Source organism: Nocardia acidivorans NBRC 108247 (assembly GCF_001625085.1).
Classification (GTDB): domain Bacteria; phylum Actinomycetota; class Actinomycetes; order Mycobacteriales; family Mycobacteriaceae; genus Nocardia; species Nocardia acidivorans.
The window spans coordinates 135,015-159,607 of sequence record NZ_BDAW01000013.1; the positions used below are offsets into that span (position 1 = coordinate 135,015).

Sequence of the window (24,593 nt, forward strand, 5' to 3'; positions counted from 1 at the left end):
ATCCCCGCCATGCGCTTATAAGATGCACTGATAGTTCCCATGCATGACCACGAGGCGGTCGACAGAACCGCCATCGCGCAACACTGCGCCCTGGATGAGCGAGGTTGGAACGTCATGAGCGGCAATCAATTCCGTAAGCGATCGGCCGGTACCGCGGTACTCACCGGAATGGCGTCGGCGGCCCTGGCCATGTCCGGCGTCGCACAGGCCGAACCGCTATGGCCCGGCGGCCCCGATGTCCCCGGCGTCCCGGCGATTATTCAGCCCCCGGCCCCCGCGCCGGTGGTAGCGCCCTGCACCTCCGAGGGCGCGCGGGTGTGTATGAGCCTGTCCGAGAACGAGGCCTGGCTCATGGAGAACGGCAAGGTCATCTACGGCCCCACCCCGATCTCCCACGGCCGCCCCGGGTTCGAGACGCCCCCCGGCGTCTTCCACGTGGCCTCCAAAAAGGAGTACCACTGGTCGACCATGCACAATGCCGAGATGAAGTGGGCCGTGTTCTTCAACGGTGATATCGCCACCCATATCGGCCCGATCGAAGAGAAGTCACACGGCTGCATCCGCATGACCCCCGAAGGCGCGGAAACCCTCTACCGCTGGGTCTCCCCCGGCGATGTCATCGAGGTGGTGCGCTAGTTCGCGACGGTGCCACTCATGGCGGCGCGGAATTCGCCCGCCATGAGTGCCCTCCCGCCGCGGTGTCGATCCCTCAGCTTCCCAATCGCGGAAACCCGACATTCACGGCGGACAATGGTCACGGCTTCGAGTGATCATGTCGAAGCGGAAGAACAGCCGACTCGACGGCAGGACGCAAGTTGACCATTGCGGAGCGTTTCCCCCTCATCCAAGCCCGGGAGCGGCACACACCCGGTATCGCCCAGGCCCTCCACGATGGCGCGGCATATTCGTACCGACATATGCCTGTGAAGAAGGGAATGCCGGGACTGGATGGGTTCCTGGCACGGTTCCGGGATACGAAGAACAGTCAATACCGACGCCTCGTGAACGATCCAAGGTATCGAATCTTCGTGTATGAGCCGCCGGACGGGGGCGTCGGCGGCGTAGGTTCCATCCGATTCGATCCGGGGAACACCGCGTATTGGGACATATGGCACACCAGAGCGGACTTCGTCGGGCGCGGAACAGGTCTCGGGACAATGCTGCTGTATCGGTCCCTGTTCGAAGTACGCGATGTGGAAATGATGTGGGGGATCACGTCGGTGAACGCGTCGACGTTTCCGAGAATGCTGGCGATGGGATGGGAGGCGGTGTGCCCGCTGCTGGATACACCGGCCCCCATGCGGGAGTACGGAATCGACAATCCGCAGCAACGGATCGAGATTCGTCGCCCGGCGCTGTTGCGTCGTCTGGAGGTGCTGCGCGAGCGGGTGGGACTGTGAGCGAGGTTCAATCGCCGACGGGCGAGAGCCAGCGCAGCAGGTCGAGGATCTCGGCCTCGGGACCTATCTCGGCGTACAGCCCGGCAACGACTTCGCCTCGCTCGCTGAGGGTTTCGAAAAGCTTGCCGCCGAAGACCCGCTGCCCGGCCAAGATCAGCCCCGCCCACGCCTGCGGGCGCAGCGGATCGGCGCGCAGCTCGCGGGCATACAGCGCCAGCGCCTCGGTCGGATAGCCGGCCAGGTATGCCCGGTCTCCTTCCGGCTGCCCGGGTGTCGCCAGCGCTGCCGCCGCCCCGGGGTCGACCGCCTTCAATTGCGCCGCCAACGGCAGACCGCGATAGCGCTCGGGGACACGTTCGGGGGCGATGAATGCGGCGGTGGGTAGATCTGGACCTGGCGGCCGGCGAGCCCACCAGCGCGCGGCCAATTCGGCGATCGCGGCGGGGTCCGGTTCCAGATTGCGAATACGCCAGAAGGTCCGGTGCGCGGTGATCGTCTCGGCGGCGACCTGCCGGGCCGCGAGGGGCACGCTCTCGTGCCGCCAGGGCGACATCGCGTCGGCGAGAGCACGCAGGAATCGGTCGCCCGCCGCGGTGAGCAGACCGGAGGTCATTGCCTGCTCGACGGCCGCTGCCAGCTGGATCCGGCCCAGTTCGAATTCGGCGTGCGTCTGTGTCGAACCGTGGCACTCCGAATGCCGGTGCACCCGCCAGAAGTCGGTGACTCCATGGAAGGCGTAGATCCCATGCAGCAGACCGGATATCGGCCGCGGGTCAGCGCGCCATGGTGCGTAGAACCGGCAGGCGGAATCGGGGGTGAACAGCTCGATCTGATCGGTCAGCAGGCCGAATTTGGTGTGCTGGATTTCGTGAATCATGGTGAGTGCGAGCTGACAGGAGTCGGCGGGTGCGGTGGTGTAGACGCAGCCCAATCCGTTCCAGGCGGTATGGCTGGTGCCGGCCGCCTGCGGCCGTGCGCTCAGCGGTGTCACGCTGGTCAGGCAGGCGCGCATGGGTGTGAGGTATTCATCGAAGTCTGCGCGGAGCAGTTGCCAGGCAGCGGTGAAGTCGCACTGCCACCGTTCGGCCTCGGTGGTGGTCAACCGCAGCCCATCGGTCCCGGACTGGAGGACACGGAAGGGGTCCAGGTCGTCGAGCCAGATCCGCGGCTCACCGGGGGATGCGCGCAGCCATCGCATGGGCAACCAGTCCGGATGGGATTCATCGGTTCGCGAGGCGATCCGCAGCGACCCGCCCGGCCAGCTGAAACGCAGTGCACCGCAGGCACTCCAGGCGATATCGCACCGCCCGTGATGACCCGTCTCCCCCAGCTTGGCCAGACCGAGGTTCGGGAGCACGACCGCACCATTGCGAATGACCAGTCGCGCTGTCCCTTCGGCGTGACAGGCGATCTGCGCGGCCACCGCGAGCCAGCCGAGATAGGCGCAGTCGGCCCACAGCGGGATCACCGAATCATCGGAACTACCTGCGGCCCGGCGCAATACGCGGCTGAGCCACGCACCGGTGTTCGGATAGGCCAGCATGGAGGCGACGATGTCCGGGTGCTCGGATTGGAGGGCGGCCAAGCTCTCGTATGCGGCGGGCAATCCAGACAGCTCGGCGGTCTCGTCATCGACGGTGGTGAGCAACTGGCGCAGCAGAATCACGCGCATGGTGATCAGGCCGTCGGTGAGGGCCGCGATACTCGCGGCCGTACCGTGGCCCGAGCTCAAATCCGCGGTGATGTCCGCTCTCTCGTGCACGGGTACGGTGATCATGCTGTCCTTGTCATGAGTGAACACGGTGGGCGGCCTCAGCTGCGCGGTGTCGTTCGCGCGGCGTCGGCCGTCAGCGCCTCGAGATCGACGCGCAGCCTTGATTCGATATGGGTGATGAGCGCGGTCAGGTCGGCGCAGTACACGGACGGGTTCCGGAATCCGGCGTCCTGCCGGTAGCGGTGCACGTAGTGGCCGCCACCGCAGACCTTATGGATCGAGCACGCGCGGCAGGTGTCGCTCAGTGCGGTGACACCGATCTGGCGCGCCACGATCGACGGCTCCCAGAGCGCGAGATCCAGTGGATTCCCGATGCCCCGCACCGGAATTCGAGCGGCTCCGGCGAAGGCCGACTTCAATTCGTCGACCTGTTCGAGCGATCCGTCGGTCTCGACGACCGCGAGGCGGACCGGTTCCATACCGACGGTCTCCGAATGCGCCCGACCGCCCAGCAGCAGCGCGATGATATCGCCGAAGAGCCGGACGGTGGTCTCCGATTCCGGGGCGTCGTACCAGCGGTCGAAGATCGGGATGAGCCAGTCGGCATACGGTGTCGACCGATCGGGTCCGCGCCCGGGCGGAGGAGTGGTCCAATTGCCGTGCGGCATCAGAAAATCCATGGCGGGCGGTGCGAAGCGCAGCATTGCCTCGTAGGTCCGCACGGGATCATTGGCCAGGTCGATCGTAGCGAGCAAACCGGAGAACAGGTGCCGCCACCGCGGAGTCAGCAGCTGCTCCAGACCGGCGACCACGCGGGCGTAGCTGCCGCGCCCCTGCCGATCGACCCGATGCCGATCATGCTCGATCTCCCCGCCGTCGAGGCTGACCCCGACGCCGACGTTCCAGCGATCGCAGATACTCAGGACGTCCTGGTCGATCAGTACCCCATTGGTCTGAATACCCAAGCGCACCTTGGTGATCGGATCCAGCACCGACCGCGCGGTTCGCGCGAAGAACTCCAGATCACCGGCGCCGACGAGCAAGGGTTCGCCACCGTGCAGAACGAGATCGAGCTCCGGCAGCTTGTACCGCGTGACATGCGATGCGATCATGCGGCAGGTATCGAGGAAGATCTCGCGTTCCATCGCCTTGGGCTTGGAGCGCCAGCTCTGATCCGCCATCTCGTACATGTAGCAGTAGTCGCAGGCCAAGTTGCAGCGGCCGTGGATCTTGATCACGAACTCGTTGAACGCCAGCGGACGCCACCCACCGCGACGCACCGCGGCGAAGTCCGATCCCCATCCATCCCACGGCAATTCACCAGGTTGCGACGACACGGCGCAGGTCCTCTCATATGATGCGCGGGCCCGACCCATGGCCGAGGAATCCGTGGACAGCTCCGCGCGCCGATACGTCCACGGATCCTTCGATCGACTCGAACTAGACCGACGAGCCGATGAACGAATTGAACTTGCCGGTGGCGCTCTCTCCCGTCTCGGTGAGGTGACGCTTCAGCGCCGCGCGCAGCGCGGGTCCGGCATCGGCCATCAGATGTTCCGAGCTGAGTTCTGCGAGTTCGGCGAGATTGCCCATGGCACATCTTCCTTTCGTGAGGTGTACTCGAATCCCGCGATCACGCAGCGCCGATTCACGGGCCATCGCGTACGGGAATTGGATTTCGAACCGGGGAATCGAATGCCATCCCGGCATGCCCGAACGTAGCACGCTCGACGAAAAACCCCTGGTAGTTGCCTCCCACCAGTGAGAATCGACCGGCTACAACGGATCTCGTCGCCCGATCTCACCAGGGCAGTCGGCCGTAACCACCCTGCTCGTCCCACTCATAGCCCCAGAGTTGGCCCGAGGGGCCGTCTTCCGGCAGGGTCGCGAGGTACACCGACGGTTCCGCGCCCTGCGCCGGGGTGCGGAAGCCGGTGTGGTGATTGAGGTCGGTGGCGCAGTAGCCGGGATTGGCGGCATTGACCTTGATCGGGGTGCCCCAGAATTCCTTGGCATACATGGCGGTCACCATATTCAGGGCCGTTTTGGAGGAGGGATAGGAGATCGCGGCCATCTGCCACATCGGACCTTCGGGGTTCATCATCAGTTCCAGCGACCCGACCTCGCTGGAAACGTTCACAATGCGGGCGGCCTCCGCGCGGCGCAGCAGCGGGAGCAGTGCGTTGGTGACCGCCACCACCCCGAAGACGTTGGTCTCGTAAACCTGGCGCAGGGTCGCCACCGTGGTCGAGGAGGGTTTGCCATCGAAATCCAGGGCGCCGGTGATACCGGCATTGTTGATCAGGATGTCGAGGCTGCCGAATTCGGAGTCGATCCACTCCGCGGCGCGGGCGATCGAGTCCGCGTCGGTGACATCGAGGTGGACGAAATGCGCCTGTGCGCCTTCGGCTTTCAGTGTCTCGACGGCGGCCTGGCCGAGATCCTTGTCCCGGGCCGCCATGAGCACGGTGATATCGCGGGCGGCGAGTTGGCGGGCGGTTTCGAAGCCGATGCCCTTATTGGCTCCGGTAATGAGCGCTGTGGTCATACGAGAAGCATTGCCCCGGCGGCGGGATCCGAGGGAGGACCAGGTTGTACCACCCGGACCGCACCTCAATGACCGACACTGGAGCAATGGCGGATCGAAACGCACTGGCCGAATTCCTGCGCACCCGGCGAAATCGATTGCGGCCCAGCGATGTCGGACTGCCCGACGGCAGCAACCGGCGGCTGCCCGGCCTGCGGCGGCAGGAGGTCGCGCAGTTGGCGGGCATCTCCGTGGACTACTACATCCGCATCGAACAGGCACGCGGGGCGAAACCGTCACGGCAGGTGCTGACGGCGCTGGCGCGGGCGATGATGATGACCGCCGATGAGCGCGACTACCTGTTCCGCATGGGCGGGGAGCATCCGCCCACCGTGGCCGGACCCGATCGCACCGTGCCCCGATCGGTGCGAATCATGCTCGATACGCTCGGCTCGCCCGCGTATGTGGTGGACGCCAGCTATGAGATCCTCGCCTGGAATCGCAGCGCCATCCCGTTCATCGGCGATCTGGACGCCACACCGCAGCACGAGCGCAATATGGTCCGCTGGATGTTCAGCCAGCCCACCGACCATCCGCGCCTGTCGGAGCCGGACACCCTGAACTTCCTGCGCTCCACCGTGGCCGACCTGCGCGTGGCCTACGCCCGCTACCCGGGCAATCCGGAACTGGCCCGGCTGATCACCGAATTGCTCGGCACCGCACCGCATTTCGCCGCGATGTGGAACTCCCACGATGTGGAGGTCCGGCGGGCCCATCACAAGCGCATCGACCATCCCGATCTCGGCGTGGTCGAATTCGAATGCCAGGTCCTGCATGTCGCCGATACCGATCAGCGGATGATCGTCTACTGCGCGACGCCGGGCACCCGCACCGCCGAGGTGTTCCGCGATCTCGCGAGCCTTACCGCGGAACCGAGGTGAGATAGCGCTCAACGCAGCACGGTCTGCATGACCTGTTCGGCGAAGATCTGGCGCACGCGGTCGGTGACGGTGTCATCGGGCCGCGGAGCACATCCGGTTGTACCACCGAAAGATCCGGTACACCACTGGCTCAGCATCGTTTGCCGATCGTCGGCTGCGCCCTATCCACAGCGCCCCACCCTGGTCGGCCGATGTCAGCGCGCAAGGGCGCGCAACCGGTCCATGACCTCGGCCGATGGATGATCGTCCACCCGATAGCGGGGCGGGTCGAAACCCGGTGCGGGCGTGAGCGGCACGTGCGCGACCACATCCTCCCAGGCCACCCGGAAGACTTCACCGGTCATGGTGACCAGGCAGACGAAATGCGCGCGCGGCAGCAGCGTGGGCACGCCGTCGGTCCACGGGGTCATGGTGTGTTCGGTGCCATCGGGAGCGCGGACATGCATGAGTTCGCTGACCGCCTCCTCCCGATAGCGTTCGGCGCGTAGGCGTTCGGTCTGCACCCGATAGCTGTGCGCGGCCATTCCGGCCTCGGCACCGCGGATCTCCTGCCAGCCCGGAGACCCCTCGGGCACCCGGAACGGCACCACTTCGCCCTCGGCGTCCACCGTGTACGGCAGCGGCGACAGCGGGCGCAGCGCCTCGTCGTACTTCTCCCGCGCCAGTTCCAGGAATACCGGCAGCTGCTCCGCGGTGGCCCCGAGCACCACGAACATGCCCAGATGCCCGGGCATGAGCACGATCGGCGAGGTGCCGGTACGGGTCCGCACACCCGCCAGCCAGCCCTCGATCAGCGGAAGCGAACCGACATAGCTCTCCCCGTCGTCATCGGCGAATTCGAGCACCTTTGTGCCGGTGGGCGGTTCGAATGCGGCCAGGGTGTTCATGGCCAGCCCGGCCATATTCACATGCGCGGCGCGAAACACCTGATCGGCATCGACTCCCCAGCGTTCCAGGTCGAGCGTATTCACGAATTGAATGGTGGACGGCCTGTCCACCACCACCATTTCGATCAGACACGGCAGAGCGGGCCGCCACAGCATCAGATCCCGGCCCTCGAAACCCTCCAGCTCGACATGCATGCGCTCGGAGCCACGCAATACCGGGCGTAGTCGCCCCACCACCGAATCCCAGGTATCGGGCTCGTTCTCGGTGCGGAAATCCCGCAGCAGATCGCCGACCCGCCGCTCCCGCTCGGCGTCGGGCTGCCCCGCGCAGCGTTTGAACAGCGTATCCAGGGTCAACTTCCCGTAACCCGCCTCCCGAAAGCGAAACCGCACCTCGAACGCGTCGGCGTCGAATTCCGCGGATTCGATGCCGTCGTAGCCCAGGACTTGCGCAAGCACCTTCTCGCCGAACCTCTTTCGTGCCGAACCGAACACCCCGCCCAGAAAACTCATGGACCGGACTATACGGAGCGGCACCGACAATTCCAGGGCTTCGCGATACCCCCGACACGCCGCACCGTAGCCGATCATTCGCGGAGCTGTGCGGCACAGTTCAGCTGATGTTGAGCTCGCTGCTGAAGGGTCGGCCCATGGCTATGCATCTCTCGCGGCGCACCCTGCTGCGCACCTCCGCCGCCGGGTTGATCGTCGCTCCGGCGCTCGCGGCGTGCTCGTCGAATGACGGTCCGGCGCTGCTCACCCAGCGCCCGAAGCTGACGCACGGCGTGGCGGTGGGTGATCCGCGCACTGACGGTGCGCTCATCTGGGCGCGCTCGGATCGGCCCGCGAAATTGATCGTGGAGACCGCCGCCACCGAATCCTTCAAGGACGCAAAGCGTTTCGAAGGGCCGATGCTGACCCCGGATACCGACGGCACCGGCCGGGTGCGGGTGAACGGCCTGCCCGCCGGACAACAGGTGCACTATCGCGTCACCCTCGAGGGCGATGCCACCTCCGAGCCGATCACCGGGGTCTTCCGGACCGTGCCCACCGCGGCCTCGGATATCAAACTGCTGTGGTCCGGCGATGTGGTCGGCCAGGGTTACGGCATCAATCCCGAGCTTGGCGGGATGAAGATCTTCTCCGCCATGGCCGCGCGCGATCCGCATTTGTTCATCCACTCCGGTGATTCCATCTACGCCGATGGGCCGCTGAAGGATTCGGTGACGCTGCCGGACGGGCGGATCTGGCGCAATACCGTCTCCGAGGCCAAAAGCGCTGTGGCGCAGACTCTCGACCAGTTCCGCGGCAATTTCGCCTACAACCTGACCGACGAGAATTACCGGCGATTCAACTCCTCGGTGGCGCAGATCGTGCAGTGGGACGACCACGAGACGGTCAACAACTGGTATCCGGGCGGAATGGTCGGGCCGACCAAGGGCTATACCGAACGCAGTATGGACACCCTGGCCACTCGGTCCTGGCAGGCATTCCACGAATGGATGCCGGTGGAACCCAAGGAGGCCGTGGACGGCCGGCTGTATCGCAAGATCTCGTACGGTCCGCTGCTGGATGTGTTCGTACTGGATATGCGCACGTACAAGGACACCAATGACGAGAACCGCTCCCCGGCGGGCAGGATATTCGGCGCGGCCCAGACCCAATGGCTCATCGGCGCTTTGCGTGACTCGAAGGCGACCTGGAAAATCGTCGCCAATGATTTGCCGCTCGGATTGGTCGTGAAGGATGGTGAACAGCCCGATCGCATCGCATTCGAAGGACCCGCGAACAATGATCCGGGCGCGCCCTCGGGACGTGAAACCGAGATCGCCCAGGTGCTCTCATCCATCAAGGCCAACAAGGTTTCCGGGGTCGTCTGGCTCACCGCGGATGTGCATTACACGGCCGCGCACCACTATTCGCCCGAGCGCGCCGCATTCGGCGACTTCAACGAATTCTGGGAATTCGTCTCCGGTCCGTTGAACGCCGGTGCGTTCGGCCCGAATCCCCTGGACGGAACCTTCGGTCCCGAAGCGGTTTTCGTGCACGCGCCGCCGGTGCAGAACGCCTCTCCGCTCGATGGCGCGTACCAGCATTTCGGCGAGGTCAGCATTGACGGCAGGTCCCGCGAACTCACAGTGAACCTGTGCGATGCGACCGGAAACGTGCTGTTCACACAGCGTCTCACCCCCGCACACTGAGACGGCGGTCCAAGTCCGAGCAGGACGGGCGTGACTGTGGTTAGCTGTAGCGCCATGAGCACGTCCTTCTCCACCCTCCCGGCAGAATTCCTCCCCCGCGATACCGCGGATGTGGTTCGTACCGTTCGGGATTCGCGCAAATCGACGAAACCGCTGATCATCCGCGGTGGGGAGCGGCCGGACGAGGAGCTCGCCCCGCCCGAACAGGGTGCGGTGCTGTCACTGCGCAAAATGAATCGGGTGCAGGTGGTGGACGCCGACGCCCGCACCGTGCGGGTGCAGGCGGGCGCGCGGCTGTCCGATATCGACCGCACCCTCGGCGCGCACGGGCTCGGGCTGCCGATCGTCGGCGACCACCGCGATATCACCGCGGGCGGATTCGCGGCGGTCGGCGGGCTCTCCGCGGCCTCGCATCGCTTCGGCATGTTCAGCGACAATGTGGTCGAAGTCGAATACGTCGATCAAGACGGGCGTTTCGGGACCTGCGGGCGCACTCATCACACCGAGCGGTTCCGGCGGATTCTGGGCGGCGGCGGGCGCACCGGGATCATCACCGCGCTCACCCTCGAGGTGACCGATGTGGACAAGGACCGCACCTGGCTCACCACCGACGCGCATCGCTTCCTGGACTTCGACACCTTCGTGGAGCAGGCGTACAAGGAGATTCAGTCGCCCGGTGAGGCCATGCTCCAGGTGGGGCGCTGGGTGGACACCGCACCGCTGAAGGTGGCCCGACCGGTCGGCACGGGCACCGTGCAGCTGGGCACCGTGCGCTTCGGACAGTGGTCGAGTCTGCATCCCACCGCACCGAATCTGTCGCTGCGCGCGCGGCGTGAAGTCGGTTCGCGGGCGCGAAAGTCGCTGGGAGCCATCGCCGCGTCGGCGGGCGGGCGCGCGGGTATGCCGGTGCGCAATGCCGCCGCGGGCGCGCTCATGTTCGCGCCCAAGGTGCTGACGCTGCGCGATGCGGAGTATCTGGCCGATACCGTCATCAGCTCCTCGGAGCGCGGTGCGGCGTACCGGATCTCGGTGTTCGCACCCATGTCGACCTATCCGCGGGTGTTCCACCGGCTGCACGATCTCTTCTCCGGCCATCGCGAGCAAACCGGTTGCTTCACCGTCATTTCCGCGCTCACCTACGGCGTGCGCTCGAACTACCTGCGCGAACTCGATCATGAGGAGCACGGCTTCATCACCTTCACCTGCCGACTCCGACCGGCCGCGCTGCCGTCGGAACTGTTGCGGGACATCGTCTCCTCGATCGATGAAATCTGCGTGGCCGAACGCGCCCGGCGTTATGACCCGACCGATTAGAATGTGTTCCGCCGCACCGCCAGCAATCGGCTAGCAGCCGGGGTGGTGCGGACGGTATCGATACTGTCGGCGGGGTATCGGTGCATGGTTCAGCCCATTCATGACTGAAGGTTGCCCGTCCCATGATGGAATTCCGCACTGCCCGCCGTCCCCGTCCCGCAGACCGCTCCATTGCGGGCAAACGCATTGTTATCACCGATGCCTGCTCCGAAATAGGCCGGGCCACCGCACGATTACTCGCCTCCCACGGCGCAGAGGTCCTCCTCGTCGCGCGCCGCGGGAGTCAATTGGCCCAGGATTGCGCCGCCATAGTCGATTCCGGCGGCCGGGCGCATTGGAATCGCTGTGATCTGTCCGCCCTCGGCGATGTGGATCAACTCGTCGAATGGCTGCTCACCGATTTCGACAGCATCGACGTTCTCATCAATAACGCCGGTCGCCCCGCCCGCCGCCCCGTCCTGCAATCCCTGGACCGCTTCAGCGATTACCAGCGCATGATGGCGGCCAATTACTTCGGCCCCCTCCGGCTGACCCTGGGCCTGCTGCCCGCCATGCTCGCCGGCGGCTCCGGCCACGTGGTCAATGTCGGCCCCTGGTCGCTGACCACCGGCGCCGCACCGAATTTCGCGTCCTACGCCAGTTCCCAGGCTGCCTGGACCACCTTCGGCCAGTGCGCCGACGCCGAACTCTCCCCGCGTGGTATCCACGTCACCGCCGTCCACTACCCGGCCTTCCGCATAGACGCCACCGCCCCCACCTACTTCACCGAACAACCCGCCCTGGACGCCACCGAAGCCGCCGAATGGATAGTCACCGCCCTGCGCACCCGCCCCACCCACCTGCCACCCCGCTTCCCCCGAGCCCTCCTCGGCCTCACCGGAATATCCCCTCGCACAACCCGTCTCAAACACGCCCTCGGCATCTGAACCATCTCCACCGATGAGGGGAAGACGGGGTGCCCACCCGCCGGGCACCCCGCCTTTCATCGTGTGCACCACAACGATTGAGCCCCCATTACTGTGGGTGCGCCTGGATGATCTCGCACCCGGCGACCACAGCCTCACCTTCGGCGGCGAATACGAGCCCGGCGGCTTCTGGGTCGAAGCCACCTATCAGTTGCGGGTCAGCTGATGGCGGTTCGCAAAAACGACACCGGCCGCCCGTCCGCGGGTCCGGGGGAAGCGGATCAGTTGCGGGCGCGGGCCAGGAATTCCTTTGCCAGGGCTCGGTATTGGTCGGCGCCCGCGGATTTGGGGGCCCAGGTGGTCACCGGTTCACCGGCGAGGGTGGCGTCGGGGAAGCGGACGGTGCGCGAGATCTGGATGTCGTACACGCGATCGCCGAAGACTTCCTTGACCCGGGTCAGGACCTGGCGCGAGTGCAGGAGGCGGCGGTCGAACATGGTGACGACGATGCCGGACAGACTCAGGTTGGGGTTCAACCTGTCTCGGACCTTCTCCATGGTGTCGGTCAGCAGGGCCAGGCCGCGCAGCGCGAAGTACTCCGGCTCCATCGGGATGATGACACCGTCCGCGCAGGCCAGAGCGTTCACCGTGAGCAGGCTCAGTGAGGGCTGGCAGTCGATGAGGATGTAGTCGTAGCGGTCCCGGATGGGGTCCAGTACGCGGCGCAGGCACTGTTCCCGCCCGACCTCGTTGACCAGCTGGATCTCCGCCGCGGAGAGGTCGATATTGCTGGGCAGCAGGTGCATGTTCTCGACGCCGGTCTTCATCAGCACCTCGTCCACCGAGGGCGCGTTGCGGCCGAGCAGATCGTAGATGGTCAATTCCAGGTCATTGACGTAGACGCCGAGGCCGGCGGAGAGCGCACCCTGGGGATCGAGGTCGACCAGCAGGACTCTGAGTCCCTGCTCGGCAAGGGCCGCACCGAGATTGATGGTCGAGGTTGTCTTCCCGACGCCGCCCTTCTGATTGCACAGGGCCACGATCTGCGCTTCAGGGGTTGCCAACATGTTGCCAGGCTAGCCGTAGGTCGCCTCGGCGTGTCGTTGCGACGCGGGAGTTCTCGCTCACTAAATCCCGGAAAAACACCAGCGCCCCACCGGAAGTCTCCGGTGGGGCGCGGCGAGAGCTTGTGGCTCAGTGCTTCTCGGGTCCCATGTGGTACTCGAACACCAGCCCGGCCGCGGCGGCCAGAATGCACACCACGCCGACACCGATCAACCAGTACTGGAAGAACGCGAAGCCCAGGGCGGTGATGGAACCCGCGCCCGCGAGCAGGATGGGCCAGAACGAGCCGGGCGAGAAGAAGCCCAGATCGCCCGCGCCGTCCGCGATCTCCGCCTCTTCGAAGTCCTCCGGACGCAGGTCCAGTCGACGGGCGACGAAGCGGAAGTAGGTGCCGACGATGATCGCCAGGCCCGCCGTCAGCACGATGGCGGTGGTACCGGCCCATTCCACGCCGGTCCGCGACTGGGCGGTGAAGTAGGCGTAGACGACGCCAACGATCGCGAAAAATACCGCGAGCAGTTCGAAGATGCGAGCTTCGACCTTCATGTCAGTTCATCCCTCACTTGACTTCGGAGGCGAGTTCGTTGCCGCGCGCATCGCGCTTGGTGTTGAACGGCTTGGTGGTGGTCGCGACCGGGGCCTCGCCGATGGCTTCCAGCGCCGCCGCGTTGGTCTTACCGTCCCGGCGAGCGTCCAGGTACTTCTGGAAGTTCTCCGGCGATACCGCGCGGACCTCGAAGTTCATCATCGAGTGGAAGGTGCCGCACATCTCGGCGCAACGGCCGACGAACGCGCCTTCCTTCTCGATCTTGGTGATCTGGAAGACGTTGTCGGAGTTGTTCTGCTTCGGGTTCGGCATGACGTCCCGCTTGAACAGGAACTCCGGCACCCAGAAGGAGTGGATGACATCGGCGGCGGCCAGCTCGAACTGAATGTTCTTACCGGTCGGCAGCACCAGCACCGGGATCTCGTTCGAGGTGCCGACGGTCTCGACCTTGTCGTAGTTCAGGTATGAGATGTCATTGGCCGGCAGACCGTTGTTCGGGCCGGGTTGCGGGTGACCGTCCTCGGTGCGCTCCGCGTACTCGTCCTTGATCTGCTGGTTCATGTCCTGACGGACGTGATCCACACCGTCGAACTGGTAGCCGCCCTTGAAGTCGACCTTCTGGTACCCGAACTTCCAGTTCCACTGGAACGCGGTCACGTCGACCACGACATCCGGATCCGAGACCTTCTCGTGCACGTAGTTCTGCACCACCACGGTGAAGTAGAACAGCACCGCGATGATCACGAACGGAGCGGCCGTGTAGCTCAGCTCCAGCGGAACGTTGTAACCGGTCTGCCGCGGGAACTCCGGGGAGTCCGCCTTCTTACGGTGGAACGCGATCGTCCAGAAGGTCAGGCCCCAGACCAGCACGCCCATCACCAGCGCGGCGATGACGGACCATGTCCAGAGTTCACGCATCCGGGTGGCCTGGGGGGTGACACCCGAGGGCCAACCGAACCGGAGCCACGGGTTGTCGATCGAGCAGCCCGAGACGAGCATCGCGGTCATCCCCAAGGACACCGCCAGCCCGGCCCGTCGAAGGATGCGGCCCCGCCGACCCTGGGCGGGTCGTGCCCCTATCGCTTCGCTCGCCTTGTGCGCCACGCTCAACGCCTTCCTGGTCGTCTATTCGACTGGCGTCGCCCGGGCTCCCTTCCGCCGGGCGACACAACTACAGCACGTTTGGGAGCTCTGGACCCGGTCGCGCACAACGCATGATCGAGCCCGGGAGTTCCCGAGTACTACGCAGCGTAGACCAAACCGGGCATGCCTTCGTGGTGGGGTCGACTTCGACACTCCGGAAACTGCATAAGCCGTGGATACGGCCTCTGGCGGCGCGATCATCGCGCGTGCGGCAGTGTGCAATTGCCCTGCGCTTCGCTCCGGGCGGGGGTTCGCGGTCCCTCGGTCTCACTTCTTCCCTCCCTGCACTCCTCCGCTTCGCTCCCCCGCTCCGCTCAGTCCAGAAGTGAGACGGGCGCGAACCTTTCATACGGCCGCCAGGGTGGGATCACAGTGGGTGCGGCATACTCGGACAGTAGGTTTCGCGTGTTGGCGCGCGATCATCTTGATTCCCGGAAGCGAGGTTCTGCCCGCAGTGTGTGGACTGCTCGGATTTCTGACGGCTCAGACGGCGACCACCCCGGATGGGCGGACGGTCGAGACCACGGCGGCGCAGGTGTACGAGGCGCTGCACTGCCAACGCCATCGCGGCCCCGATGAGAAGGGCACCTGGAACGACGATCGGATGATCTTCGGCTTCAACCGCCTGTCGATCATCGATATCGAGCATTCGCATCAGCCGCTGCGCTGGGGTCCGCCGGAGAATCGAGAGCGGTACGCGCTCACTTTCAATGGCGAGATCTACAACTACCTCGAACTGCGCGAGGAGTTGCGGGCCGCGCACGGCGCGGAGTTCGGCGATCAGCCGATGTTCGCGACCGAGGGCGACTCCGAGGCGATCGTCGCGGCGTTCCACTACTGGGGCGCGGAAGCGGCCAAGCGACTGCGCGGCATGTTCGCCTTCGCCATCTGGGATACCGAGCTGCGCAAGCTGTTCGTGGCGCGCGACCCCTTCGGTATCAAGCCGCTGTTCCTGGCCACCGGCGCGGGCGGCACGGCGTTCTCCAGCGAGAAGAAGAGCCTGCTGGAACTGCTTGCGGCACTGGAGCTCTCCGATGAGCTGGATCCGCGGGCGCTCGAGCACTACACGGTGCTGCAGTACGTGCCCGAGCCCGAGACGCTGCACAAGAGCGTGCGCCGACTCGAATCCGGTTGTTACGCCTGGATCGAACCCGGTCAGGCCCCGCGCTTCACCCGGTACTTCAATCCGCAGTTCCGGGTCCGGCCGTTCGGTGACGCCAAGACCCGGTACCGGGAGATCGCCGCCGCGCTGGAGGATTCGGTCGCCAAGCATATGCGCGCCGATGTGACCGTCGGCTCGTTCCTGTCCGGCGGTATCGACTCCACCGCCATTGCGGCGCTGGCGATTCGGCACAATCCGAATCTGCTGACCTTCACCTCCGCGTTCGAACGCCAGGGCTATTCGGAGGCCGATGTGGCCGCCGAGACCGCCGAGGCCATCGGCGCGAAGCATTTCATCCGCATGGTCACACCCGAGGATTTCGCCAACGCGATTCCCGAAATCGTCTGGTACCTGGACGAACCCGTGGCCGATCCGGCGCTGGTGCCGCTGTACTTCGTGGCCAAGGAGGCCCGTAAGCACGTCAAGGTGGTGCTCTCGGGCGAGGGCGCGGACGAGCTGTTCGGCGGCTATACCATCTACCGGGAGCCGTTGTCGCTCAAGCCGTTCGAGTACCTGCCCAAACGCGTGCGCAAGCTCGCGGGGCTGATCTCGGACCGGATTCCGGAGGGCACCCGCGGCAAGAGCCTGCTGCATCGCGGTTCGCTCGAGCTGGAGGACCGCTACTACGGCAACGCGCGCAGCTTCAATGACGCCCAATTGCGTTCGGTGCTGCGCGAATTCCGGCCGGAGTGGACACATCAGGATGTCACCGGGCCTATCTACGGCGTGCAGGACCGCGGTATGGATCCGGTCGCGCGCATGCAGCATCTGGACCTGTTCACCTGGTTGCGCGGCGATATCCTGGTCAAGGCCGACAAGATGACCATGGCCAACTCCCTGGAACTGCGCGTGCCGTTCCTGGACAACGAGGTCTTCAAGGTCGCCGAGCGAATCCCGTTCGAACAGAAGATCACCAAGGAGACCACCAAGTACGCGCTGCGCCAGGCGCTGGAGGACATCGTGCCCTCGCATGTGCTGCACCGCGCCAAGCTGGGATTCCCTGTCCCGCTGCGGCATTGGCTGCGCGGCCCGGAGCTCTACGACTGGGCCCGCCAGCAGATCGCCGACTCCGGCACCGATCACCTGCTGAACAAGGCGGCCATCTCGGCCATGCTCGAGGCGCATCGCACCGGGCCGATCGATCACTCGCGCCGGCTCTGGACGCTGCTGGTGTTCATGGTGTGGCACGGCATCTTCGTCGAGCAGCGCATCAAGCCGGAGATCCAGGAACCGGTCTACCCGGTCAACCTCTGAGGCGTGGGGGCGGTAGCCGACTCAACCGGTCGGCTTCTGCCCCACTCGGATTCCGTAGGCCTGGATCTTGCGATACAGCGAGGACCGGGCGATGCCGACCAGCACCGCCGCGTCCCGGCGATTGCCGCCGGTCTGGATCAGCGCCCGCACGATGGCCGTGCGCTCGGCCATCTCGATCGGCGTGAGCCTGCGGCCACCGGAGACGAAACAGGTCTCCGGCAGATCCTCGGCCCGCAGATCCCCCACCGGACGCCGAGTCAGCGCGGTGCGCAGCGCATCCCGCAGCTCGGCCGCATTGCCGGGCCAGTCGTGGCCGAGCAGTACGCGCAGTGCCGCGGGGGTGCAGGCCACGGTCCGGCGCGGGGCCAGCACCCCGAGCAGATGCGAGACCAGTTGCGGCACATCATCGATGCGATGCCGCAGCGGCGGCACGCTGATCGAGCCCTCGAAATGCCCCAGCGCGGCGTCCAGGTGCTCGTTGTCGTCCTGTGCGCCTTCCGAATTCGGATTCGTCATGGTGGCGGCCAGCCAGCCGTCCGGGGCCAGGGCGGTCAGGGCGCGATCGAGATCCGCGTGGTCGGCGGACAATTCGTCGAGGTGGGCCAGCACCAGGGTGGGCTGACGCGCGGCGGCCAGGGTGGCGGGCAGATGCGCGAAGGGCGTTTCACCGCGGCAGTCGACGATCACCAGCGAGCGGGTGGGGAAGGTGCGCCGGTGCGCCGCGGTGATCAAAGCCAGTTTGCCGGTACCGGATTCGCCGGTCACGACCACCGGGGTGCCGGTGCGGGCGGCCTCCAGGATTTCACCGGTGACGCGTCGCCATGACGAGGAGTCACCGGGCACCTCGGGCAGGCCGATCGATTTGACGACGGCGCGGCGGGGGCCCGCCTCAGGGGTGGTGAGATCGACCCGCATGACCACCCCGGCGATATCCGCTCCGACGATGACCGTTTCCGGGCGCACCCGCGCGGTGCGGCCGGTGGGCAGTTCCACATCCAGCACCATGCTGTCGCGTAATCCGGTGAGCCCGGTCGCGATTTCCCGCAGGTACGCCTTCTCCTGCGGCAGCAGTTGCTGATTGGCGCGGGTATCGCTCATGAACACATCGCCGCCCAGCGACAGGACCGGTCCGCGCCGGGTGCGGCTCACCCGCAGGAAGCGTTCCAGCACCGCCTGCTGATGCACCGATCCGCTGGCGCGCAGCTCGATTTCGATATTGCGGGCCGCCTGCTGGGCCAGCGAATGCATGAACGGGCTGGCGTCCTCGGCCAGGCAGCTCAGATCCAGGACGCCCTGGATCGTTCCGGTGAGCGGATCGCGGATCGGCGCGCCCGCGCACGCGAAGACCGTGATGTTCTCGGCGAAATGCTCATGCCCGGTAATGAATACGGCTTTTCCGGAGGCCAGCGCCGTGCCCACCCCATTGGTGCCGACATCGTCCTCGCTGTAGTTGAAGCCGGGCGCGAAGAACACGGTGTCGAACCGGCCGCCGAGCAGCCGTTGATTGTCGCGCCGGATGAGCACCCGCGAATTCCGGTCGGTGAGCGCGATACTCACCGCCAGATCGCTCAATTCCACTTCGAGGCGGTTGATCACGGGCAGCGCGCACTGCACGAACCTGCTCTGCAGATCCAGATCGGCGACATATCCGCGATCGAGCACATTGGTCAGATCGCTGACGCCCGCCGCGAGGGATCGCTGCCAGGACGCCGACACCAACCCCGATACCGCGTCGGCGGGTACATCACCCGAGCTCAGGAAGCTCTCGCGCGCCCGCACCACTGGGATGCTGTGTCCGGCCAGACTCACCCCGGGCCCCTCTCGCCGTATGTCGCCGCCTTCATCGCCTCCAGTGTCCCAAAGTGGGACATCGCATCCGGGTGATTCCACCTGAAACTGATGACACCAACGACTGTGACCTCAGCCGCTGACGGATACGTGCCCCATTCGGCTGTGGCGCCTGTTGGAGTGCCCACCCGCCCCGGCCACCGGTGCCAGTGTTGTCACCCGTGACCAACCGCCCAAGGTCACGTCCCGGGCCGGGGCAGGTGGTGCGGCACACGACCTATTTCAGGAAGCTCTCCAGAAACGCGGTGCGATCGAACATGGCGGCGGTGTCGCGCGCGGAGGGGCTGCCGGCGTCCGGATCGGCTCCGGCGGCGATCAGCGCCTTCAGAATCTCCGTCTCGCCCTTGAAAATGGCTCCCGCCAAAGGGGTTTGGCCCGCGTCATTGGTGACATTGGGGTCCGCGCCGTGCGCGAGCAGGGTGGCCACCGCGGCTTCGTTGCCGTGGTACGCGGCGAGCATGAGAATGCTGTCGCCGTTCTCGTTGGTCAGATTGGCCGGTACACCGGCATCGAGGTAGGCCGCCAATTTCTCGGCGTCACCCTGGCGGGCGAAGTCGAAGATCTGACCGGCCAACTCGAGGACCTTGTCCGCATCGGGGTCGTTCGCGCTCATTGGTCCAGTACTACCACCCCGGGCCGAAGTCCGGAACAGGCGATTCTCGGTGCCCGCGGCGGCGCACGGCCCGGATCGGGACGTAACGTCATCGGTATGACTGAGCGTCTGGTGATCATCGGCGGGGATGCGGCCGGAATGTCGGCGGCCTCGCAGGCACGGCGAATGAAATCCGCGAAGGAATTGGAGATCGTCGTCTTCGAACGCGGGCATTTCACCTCCTTCTCGGCCTGCGGCATCCCGTACTGGGTGGGCGGGGATGTGCGGGAGCGCGATCAGCTCATCGCCCGCACCCCCGAGGAGCATCGGGCCCGCGATATCGATCTGCGGATGCGCGTGGAGGTGCTCGAACTCGATGTGCCCGGCCACCGGGTGCGGGCGCGGGAACTGGAGTCCGGCGCGGAGAGCTGGGTCGGCTACGACAAGCTGGTGATCGCGACCGGCGCGACCCCGATCCGGCCGCCCATTCCCGGTATCGACGCGCCCGGCGTGCACGGGGTGCAGACCCTGGACGACGGTCAGGACCTCATCGAATCCCTGGAATCGAGTCCGGGCCGCCGGGCGGTGGTGGTCGGGGCGGGCTATGTCGGCGTCGAGATGGCCGAGGCGCTGATCAATCGCGGCTACGAGGTCACCGTGATCAATCGCGGACCGCAGCCGATGGCCACGCTGGACCCGGATATGGGCTCGCTCATCCGGAAAGCCATGGAGGGCTTGGGTATTCGCGTGCTGTGCACCGCCGAACTGACCAAGGTGCTTACCGATGACACCGGCCGGGTGCGCGCCGTCGCCACCGCCGAGGCCGAATTCCCCGCCGATGTGGTCGTGCTCGGCATCGGCGTGCGCCCGAATACCGAATTGGCCCGTGCCGCAGGGCTTCCGCTCGGCTCGCACGACGGACTGCTCACCGATCTGTCCATGCGGGTGCGCGGATACCGGGACGTCTGGGCGGGCGGTGACTGCGTGGAGGTGCTGGACCTGGTCTCGGGGACCGAACGCCACATCGCCCTGGGCACGCACGCCAATAAGCACGGCCAGATCATCGGCGCGAATATCGGCGGCGGCTATGCCACCTTCCCCGGTGTGGTCGGCACCGCCGTCAGCAAGGTCTGCGACCTCGAGGTGGCCCGAACCGGCCTGCGCGAGAAGGACGCCCACGCCGCGGGCCTGCAATTCGAGACCGTCACCATCGAATCCACCAGCCGTTCCGGATACTTCCCCGGCACCGCCCCGATGACCGTCAAGATGCTCGCCGAACGCCGCACCGGCCGCCTGCTCGGCGTCCAACTGGTGGGCCGCGAGGGCGCCGCCAAACGCATCGACATCGCCGCGGTGGCCCTCACCGCCCGCATGACCGTCGACCAGATGATCGCCCTGGACCTCGGCTACGCACCCCCCTTCTCCCCCGTCTGGGACCCCATCCTGGTCGCCGCCCGCAAGGCCGCCGTCGCGGTGGAGCGCAATCGCTGATATCGATGGGGAATACCGGCGAAGTTGACGGGAATAGCTCAGCGGAGGAGATTGTCGGGCATTGTTAGGGGCGAGGTCCGGGCAGCAATCTCCGTAGCTGTCCATAGGGCCCCGGCAGGAGTGTTGCGCGTGAAGTGGCGATGGTCTCGGGGTGAAGAAGAACCGGCGAAGCCCGCCGGGGGCGAGCCGGTGCGCAAGGTCGTGAAACAGCGCGGGCCTTCGGTTTTCGAGCAGGCCATGCGCGCGGCCGACGCCGAACCGGATTTCGAGACGCGAATTCGACTGGTACTGACCGCGATTCGTGAACTGCTCGGACGCGATGACGATGCCGAGCTGGCACGGGATCGGCGACCGGTGCAGGAACGGCTGGTCGAGGCGGCGCGCATCGCACCCGATACGGCGCTGCGGCTGCTGTGCGATGTGGCCGATCGGTGCGGGATAGAGACCGAGGCCGGGCGGCAGGCGCTCACGGTGTGGACCCGGGAACCGGTGGCGGCGGAGTTCGCGCGCACCTGGTTCGCGGCCGAATGCCTGATCGAGGACAATGCCGAACTCGGTGTGTGGCTGGCCAATTCGGTGCGCGCCGACGCGGTGTCGGCCGAGTTCCGGCAACTGGCCCGCGGGCATCTGACCGGACTGGTGGACCGGCATTTCGAGCGGTACCAGTTCTCCGGGTCATCGGTTCCGGTGTGGCAGGTGCTGTACGCGCTCGGGCCCGCGAGCAGATCCGAGTGGTTCCTGCGGCTGGCCGAACTGGCCGAGGAACGCGGTGACACCGGTGAAGCCGCGCGCAGATACGAACTGGCACAACGGTTCGGCGGCGCGCGCACCCCCGGGAAGCGATGACTACGCCCCGCGCGCGATGAGTACGGACGGCCCGCCGACGAGGTGACGGGCCGTCCATCCCCTCAACGCCGCAATACTCTGCGGGCCAACCAGTTCCCGAAGAACTGGATGCCTTGCACCCCCGCGATAATGATCAGCGTCGCCACCAGCGTGACCTGCCAATCAAACCGCTGATAGCCGTAGACCAGCGCGAAATCGCCGAGCCCGCCACCACCGACCGTGCCCGCCATGGCCGACATATCCACCACCGCGATCACCACGAACGTGTAGCCGAGCACCAAGGGCCCCAACGCCTCCGGGATCAGCAGCGTCGTGATGATCCGCAGCGGCCCCGCCCCCATCGACCGCGCCGCCTCGATCACCCCGGGATCCACGGTCACCAGATTCTGCTCGACGATCCGGGCGATACCGAACGACGCGGCCACGATCATGACGAACGCCGCCGCATCGGTGCCGATGGTGGTGCCGACCACCTGCAAGGTCACCGGTCCCAGCGCCGCCAGCAGAATGATGAACGGAATCGGCCGCACCACATTCACCAGGAAATTGAGCACCAGATTGACCGGCGCGTTCGCCAGCAATCCACCCTTGCGCGTGGTGTACAGCAGGGTCCCGAGCCCCAGCCCGATCACCCCGCCCACCACGAAGGTCAACAGCACCAGGTAGATGGTGGTCCCGATGGCCTCGGTGAGCACCGGGGTCAGCTTGTCCCAATCCGTCTGCACCGCCGCGTAATTCACGCAGACCTCCGCTCGTCAGCCGCCGGGCTTCCCGCCAGCACACCGGCAACCCGGTCCACCGCCTCCGCCGCGCCGTCGAGGGCGAGGGTCAGGCTGCCGAAGGTCTTGTCCTGCAACGTGCTCACGCCGCCGTACACGATTTCGACGGTGACGCCCGCCTGGGCGGCGGTGGCCAGGGCGGTGCCGATGCCGCGTTCATCGTCGATATCCACGGTGACGAGGCGGCCGGGGTGTTTCGCGCCGAGGCGTTGCAGCTCTTCGGGATTGGGCCGGTTGTGCAGGACCGTCTCCACGAATGAGCGGGTCGGGGCGGCCCGCGGGGCGGCGAAGACGTCGAAAGTCCGCGCCAGCTCCACGATTCGGCCCTCGGCCAGGACCGCGACCCGATCGGCGACGGCGCGGATCACATCCATCTCATGGGTGATCACCACAATCGTCACGCCGAGTTCGCGATTCACCTTCTTCAGCAGGCGCAGCACCTCACCGGTGGTCTCCGGATCCAGCGCCGAGGTCGCCTCATCGGCCAGCAGCAGGGCGGGCGAGGTGGCCAGCGCGCGGGCAATGCCCACCCGCTGCTTCTGCCCGCCGGAGAGTTGATCCGGATAGCTGCGCGCCTTGTCGGCGAGCCCCACGAATTCCAGCAGCTCGGCCACCCGCGCCTTGCGCCGCGCACGTGACCAGCCGGCCACCTTCAACGGGTACTCGATATTGCCCGCGGCGGTGCGTGATCGGAACAGATTGAACTGCTGGAACACCATGCCGATATCGCGCCGCAGCTGCCGCACCCGGGATTCGGGCACCCCGGTGATCGGATCGCCGGAGATGAGCACCGTCCCGCTGGTCGGCTGCTCCAGGGCATTGATGAGCCGCACCAGCGTGCTCTTACCCGCCCCGGAGTACCCGATCACGCCGAAGATCTCCCCGCGCTCGATGCGCAGATCGATATCGTCCAGCGCCGTATGCGATTGCCTGCCCGCCTTGAACACCTTGGTGACCGAACGGAATTCGACCGCGGCATGCTCGGACGCGGTAGCCCGACGCACGGCGTGACCCGGCTCGGTCACGGCGTGCGGATTCGGTTGTGCGGTGCTCTCGGTGGCGTTGCCGCTCACTTCTTCTCGCGGATGGTCTGCTGCACCCGCGACAGGATCTGCTCCAGCTCCGGTCCACTGCGCTTGACCTCGACCGCGGTCCCCTTGGAGGTCTTCGCGACCGCCGCCTGCACCTCCGGCCCGTGCCAGATCTCCACCAGTTTCAGATAGGTGGGGTTGGTCTTGTCCGCACTTCGCGTGACGAACGCGTTGATGTACGGCTCGGCCCCCGAATTCTTCGGATCATCCTTGTACAGCGCCGAATTCGGGTCGATGCCGGACTTCTCCAGGAAGGTGTTGTTCACCACGGACCCGTCCACCGACGCCAGCGACAGCGCGGTCTGGGCGGCGTCCACCGCGGTCACCTTCACCTTGGAGGCGCCCTTGTCGACATCGGCGGGGGTGGGCTGCTTGGCATCGCCGGACAGCTTCAACAGTCCGGCCGCCTGGAGCACGAACAGCGCCCGCGCCTGATTGGTCGGATCGTTCGGAATGGCGATCTCACCGCCCTGCGGGATCTCGGCCAGGCTCTTGTGCTTCTTGGAGTACAACCCCAGCGGCACGATCTGGGTCGCCCCGATCGGCGTCAGATCATCATTGTTGGCGACGTTGTACTGCCCCAGGAATTGCAGATGCTGGAACAGATTCACATCCACCTGCTTCTGCGACAACGCCGCATTGGGCTGCGAATAGTCGGAGTAGTGGGTGATCTCCAGCGTAATGCCCTGCGCCTTGGCCTGATCGGCGAAGACATCCCACTGCGGATCGGTCTCGGTGGTGCCGATGCGCACCACGTTTCCGGACGCGTCATCGTTCTTACCGCACGCCGTCGCGGTGAGGGTGAGGCCCGCAACTGCCGCAACCAGGACCGGGATCGCCAGTACCCGTTGGAATTTCACTCGTGCTCCCGCATGATCGTCGAAAT

22 protein-coding genes are annotated in these 24,593 nt (G+C 66.0%); 9 read left to right on the forward strand and 13 right to left on the reverse strand.

What is annotated here, in order from left to right; genetic code table 11:
- The first annotated feature begins 114 nt into the window (after window positions 1-114).
- Window positions 115-636 carry a L,D-transpeptidase gene (locus NA10_RS07825; protein WP_067565446.1) on the forward strand — a complete coding sequence of 174 codons (522 nt, stop codon included), beginning with the start codon at window positions 115-117 and terminating at the stop codon, window positions 634-636.
- A 179-nt stretch (window positions 637-815) separates the two neighbouring features.
- Window positions 816-1,400 carry a hypothetical protein gene (locus tag NA10_RS07830; RefSeq protein ID WP_157556189.1) on the forward strand — a complete coding sequence of 195 codons (585 nt, stop codon included), beginning with the start codon at window positions 816-818 and terminating at the stop codon, window positions 1,398-1,400.
- A gap of 7 nt (window positions 1,401-1,407) precedes the next feature.
- On the opposite strand, the gene NA10_RS07835 is transcribed toward NA10_RS07830, so the two are convergent.
- The 4 genes from NA10_RS07835 to NA10_RS07845 form a co-directional block, all read right to left on the reverse strand.
- Window positions 1,408-3,177, reverse strand: coding sequence for an HEXXH motif domain-containing protein (locus NA10_RS07835; protein ID WP_157556191.1), 1,770 nt, complete (start codon window positions 3,175-3,177; stop codon window positions 1,408-1,410).
- Between the two features lie 35 nt (window positions 3,178-3,212).
- Window positions 3,213-4,451 carry an FxsB family cyclophane-forming radical SAM/SPASM peptide maturase gene (locus NA10_RS07840; RefSeq protein ID WP_218021472.1) on the reverse strand — a complete coding sequence of 413 codons (1,239 nt, stop codon included), beginning with the start codon at window positions 4,449-4,451 and terminating at the stop codon, window positions 3,213-3,215.
- Between the two features lie 103 nt (window positions 4,452-4,554).
- Window positions 4,555-4,707 (reverse strand): hypothetical protein, encoded by a 153-nt coding sequence (locus NA10_RS36485; RefSeq protein WP_157556193.1) that lies wholly within the window; start codon window positions 4,705-4,707, stop codon window positions 4,555-4,557.
- 208 nt (window positions 4,708-4,915) lie between these two features.
- On the reverse strand, window positions 4,916-5,662 hold the full coding sequence (locus NA10_RS07845; protein ID WP_067565184.1) for an SDR family oxidoreductase: 747 nt from the start codon (window positions 5,660-5,662) through the stop codon (window positions 4,916-4,918).
- An 86-nt stretch (window positions 5,663-5,748) separates the two neighbouring features.
- On the opposite strand from NA10_RS07845, the gene NA10_RS07850 reads away from it, so the two are divergent.
- Window positions 5,749-6,582: a helix-turn-helix transcriptional regulator gene (locus tag NA10_RS07850; protein WP_067565187.1), complete on the forward strand. Its 834-nt coding sequence runs from the start codon at window positions 5,749-5,751 to the stop codon at window positions 6,580-6,582.
- A 194-nt stretch (window positions 6,583-6,776) separates the two neighbouring features.
- Here the strand turns inward: NA10_RS07850 and NA10_RS07855 are convergent, their stop codons facing one another.
- Window positions 6,777-7,982 carry a hypothetical protein gene (locus NA10_RS07855; RefSeq protein ID WP_067565190.1) on the reverse strand — a complete coding sequence of 402 codons (1,206 nt, stop codon included), beginning with the start codon at window positions 7,980-7,982 and terminating at the stop codon, window positions 6,777-6,779.
- 143 nt (window positions 7,983-8,125) lie between these two features.
- Between NA10_RS07855 and NA10_RS07860 the strand changes: the two genes are divergently transcribed.
- From NA10_RS07860 to NA10_RS07870, 3 genes are all read left to right on the forward strand, one after another.
- A complete protein-coding gene (locus tag NA10_RS07860) occupies window positions 8,126-9,670 on the forward strand; it encodes an alkaline phosphatase D family protein (RefSeq protein ID WP_067565448.1) in 1,545 nt (514 codons plus the stop codon).
- 54 nt (window positions 9,671-9,724) lie between these two features.
- Entirely contained in the window at window positions 9,725-10,984 is a 1,260-nt protein-coding gene (locus tag NA10_RS07865; RefSeq protein ID WP_067565193.1) for an FAD-binding oxidoreductase, read from the forward strand.
- Window positions 10,985-11,106: 122 nt separating this feature from the next.
- Window positions 11,107-11,910: an SDR family NAD(P)-dependent oxidoreductase gene (locus NA10_RS07870; RefSeq protein ID WP_084514405.1), complete on the forward strand. Its 804-nt coding sequence runs from the start codon at window positions 11,107-11,109 to the stop codon at window positions 11,908-11,910.
- 260 nt (window positions 11,911-12,170) lie between these two features.
- Here NA10_RS07870 and NA10_RS07875 read toward each other — a convergent pair whose 3' ends face one another.
- The 3 genes from NA10_RS07875 to ctaC all read right to left on the reverse strand — a co-directional run bounded on the left by NA10_RS07875 (window position 12,171) and on the right by ctaC (window position 14,509).
- Window positions 12,171-12,956, reverse strand: a complete 786-nt coding sequence (locus tag NA10_RS07875) for a ParA family protein (protein WP_084514406.1) — start codon at window positions 12,954-12,956, stop codon at window positions 12,171-12,173.
- A 127-nt stretch (window positions 12,957-13,083) separates the two neighbouring features.
- Window positions 13,084-13,500 (reverse strand): cytochrome c oxidase subunit 4, encoded by a 417-nt coding sequence (locus NA10_RS07880; RefSeq protein ID WP_067565196.1) that lies wholly within the window; start codon window positions 13,498-13,500, stop codon window positions 13,084-13,086.
- A gap of 13 nt (window positions 13,501-13,513) precedes the next feature.
- Window positions 13,514-14,509 carry an aa3-type cytochrome oxidase subunit II gene (gene ctaC / locus NA10_RS07885; protein ID WP_067565199.1) on the reverse strand — a complete coding sequence of 332 codons (996 nt, stop codon included), beginning with the start codon at window positions 14,507-14,509 and terminating at the stop codon, window positions 13,514-13,516.
- Window positions 14,510-15,098: 589 nt separating this feature from the next.
- Here ctaC and asnB point away from each other — a divergent pair.
- Complete coding sequence (gene asnB, locus NA10_RS07890) at window positions 15,099-17,060, forward strand: asparagine synthase (glutamine-hydrolyzing) (RefSeq protein ID WP_067565202.1); 1,962 nt, start codon at window positions 15,099-15,101, stop codon at window positions 17,058-17,060.
- Window positions 17,061-17,081: 21 nt separating this feature from the next.
- On the opposite strand, the gene NA10_RS07895 is transcribed toward asnB, so the two are convergent.
- Both NA10_RS07895 and NA10_RS07900 read right to left on the reverse strand, forming a co-directional pair.
- Entirely contained in the window at window positions 17,082-18,869 is a 1,788-nt protein-coding gene (locus NA10_RS07895; RefSeq protein ID WP_067565205.1) for a sigma-54-dependent Fis family transcriptional regulator, read from the reverse strand.
- A gap of 256 nt (window positions 18,870-19,125) precedes the next feature.
- Complete coding sequence (locus tag NA10_RS07900) at window positions 19,126-19,521, reverse strand: ankyrin repeat domain-containing protein (RefSeq protein ID WP_067565208.1); 396 nt, start codon at window positions 19,519-19,521, stop codon at window positions 19,126-19,128.
- A 96-nt stretch (window positions 19,522-19,617) separates the two neighbouring features.
- Between NA10_RS07900 and NA10_RS07905 the strand changes: the two genes are divergently transcribed.
- Complete coding sequence (locus NA10_RS07905) at window positions 19,618-20,991, forward strand: FAD-dependent oxidoreductase (protein ID WP_067565211.1); 1,374 nt, start codon at window positions 19,618-19,620, stop codon at window positions 20,989-20,991.
- A gap of 189 nt (window positions 20,992-21,180) precedes the next feature.
- On the forward strand, window positions 21,181-21,837 hold the full coding sequence (locus NA10_RS07910; RefSeq protein ID WP_067565214.1) for a hypothetical protein: 657 nt from the start codon (window positions 21,181-21,183) through the stop codon (window positions 21,835-21,837).
- 62 nt (window positions 21,838-21,899) lie between these two features.
- Here NA10_RS07910 and NA10_RS07915 read toward each other — a convergent pair whose 3' ends face one another.
- The 3 genes from NA10_RS07915 to NA10_RS07925 form a co-directional block, all read right to left on the reverse strand.
- Entirely contained in the window at window positions 21,900-22,562 is a 663-nt protein-coding gene (locus tag NA10_RS07915; RefSeq protein ID WP_067565455.1) for a methionine ABC transporter permease, read from the reverse strand.
- Window positions 22,563-22,573: 11 nt separating this feature from the next.
- The gene (locus NA10_RS07920) at window positions 22,574-23,620 is read right to left on the reverse strand and encodes a methionine ABC transporter ATP-binding protein (protein WP_067565460.1); all 1,047 of its coding nucleotides are present in this window, start codon (window positions 23,618-23,620) and stop codon (window positions 22,574-22,576) included.
- Between the two features lie 65 nt (window positions 23,621-23,685).
- Window positions 23,686-24,567 (reverse strand): MetQ/NlpA family ABC transporter substrate-binding protein, encoded by an 882-nt coding sequence (locus NA10_RS07925; RefSeq protein WP_245677088.1) that lies wholly within the window; start codon window positions 24,565-24,567, stop codon window positions 23,686-23,688.
- Between the last annotated feature and the right edge of the window lie 26 nt (window positions 24,568-24,593).

Bases quoted from the DNA above. Each gene is read 5' to 3' on its own strand.
- NA10_RS07835 (WP_157556191.1), bottom strand. From the start codon at position 3,177: ATGATCACCGTACCCGTGCACGAGAGAGCGGACATCACCGCGGATTTG.
- NA10_RS07860 (WP_067565448.1), top strand. From the start codon at position 8,126: ATGCATCTCTCGCGGCGCACCCTGCTGCGCACCTCCGCCGCCGGGTTG.
- NA10_RS07875 (WP_084514406.1), bottom strand. From the start codon at position 12,956: ATGTTGGCAACCCCTGAAGCGCAGATCGTGGCCCTGTGCAATCAGAAG.
- NA10_RS07865 (WP_067565193.1), top strand. From the start codon at position 9,725: ATGAGCACGTCCTTCTCCACCCTCCCGGCAGAATTCCTCCCCCGCGAT.
- NA10_RS36485 (WP_157556193.1), bottom strand. From the start codon at position 4,707: ATGGGCAATCTCGCCGAACTCGCAGAACTCAGCTCGGAACATCTGATG.
- NA10_RS07825 (WP_067565446.1), top strand. From the start codon at position 115: ATGAGCGGCAATCAATTCCGTAAGCGATCGGCCGGTACCGCGGTACTC.
- NA10_RS07850 (WP_067565187.1), top strand. From the start codon at position 5,749: ATGGCGGATCGAAACGCACTGGCCGAATTCCTGCGCACCCGGCGAAAT.
- NA10_RS07855 (WP_067565190.1), bottom strand. From the start codon at position 7,982: ATGAGTTTTCTGGGCGGGGTGTTCGGTTCGGCACGAAAGAGGTTCGGC.
- NA10_RS07870 (WP_084514405.1), top strand. From the start codon at position 11,107: ATGATGGAATTCCGCACTGCCCGCCGTCCCCGTCCCGCAGACCGCTCC.
- ctaC (WP_067565199.1), bottom strand. From the start codon at position 14,509: ATGACCGCGATGCTCGTCTCGGGCTGCTCGATCGACAACCCGTGGCTC.
- NA10_RS07900 (WP_067565208.1), bottom strand. From the start codon at position 19,521: ATGAGCGCGAACGACCCCGATGCGGACAAGGTCCTCGAGTTGGCCGGT.
- NA10_RS07905 (WP_067565211.1), top strand. From the start codon at position 19,618: ATGACTGAGCGTCTGGTGATCATCGGCGGGGATGCGGCCGGAATGTCG.
- NA10_RS07845 (WP_067565184.1), bottom strand. From the start codon at position 5,662: ATGACCACAGCGCTCATTACCGGAGCCAATAAGGGCATCGGCTTCGAA.
- NA10_RS07880 (WP_067565196.1), bottom strand. From the start codon at position 13,500: ATGAAGGTCGAAGCTCGCATCTTCGAACTGCTCGCGGTATTTTTCGCG.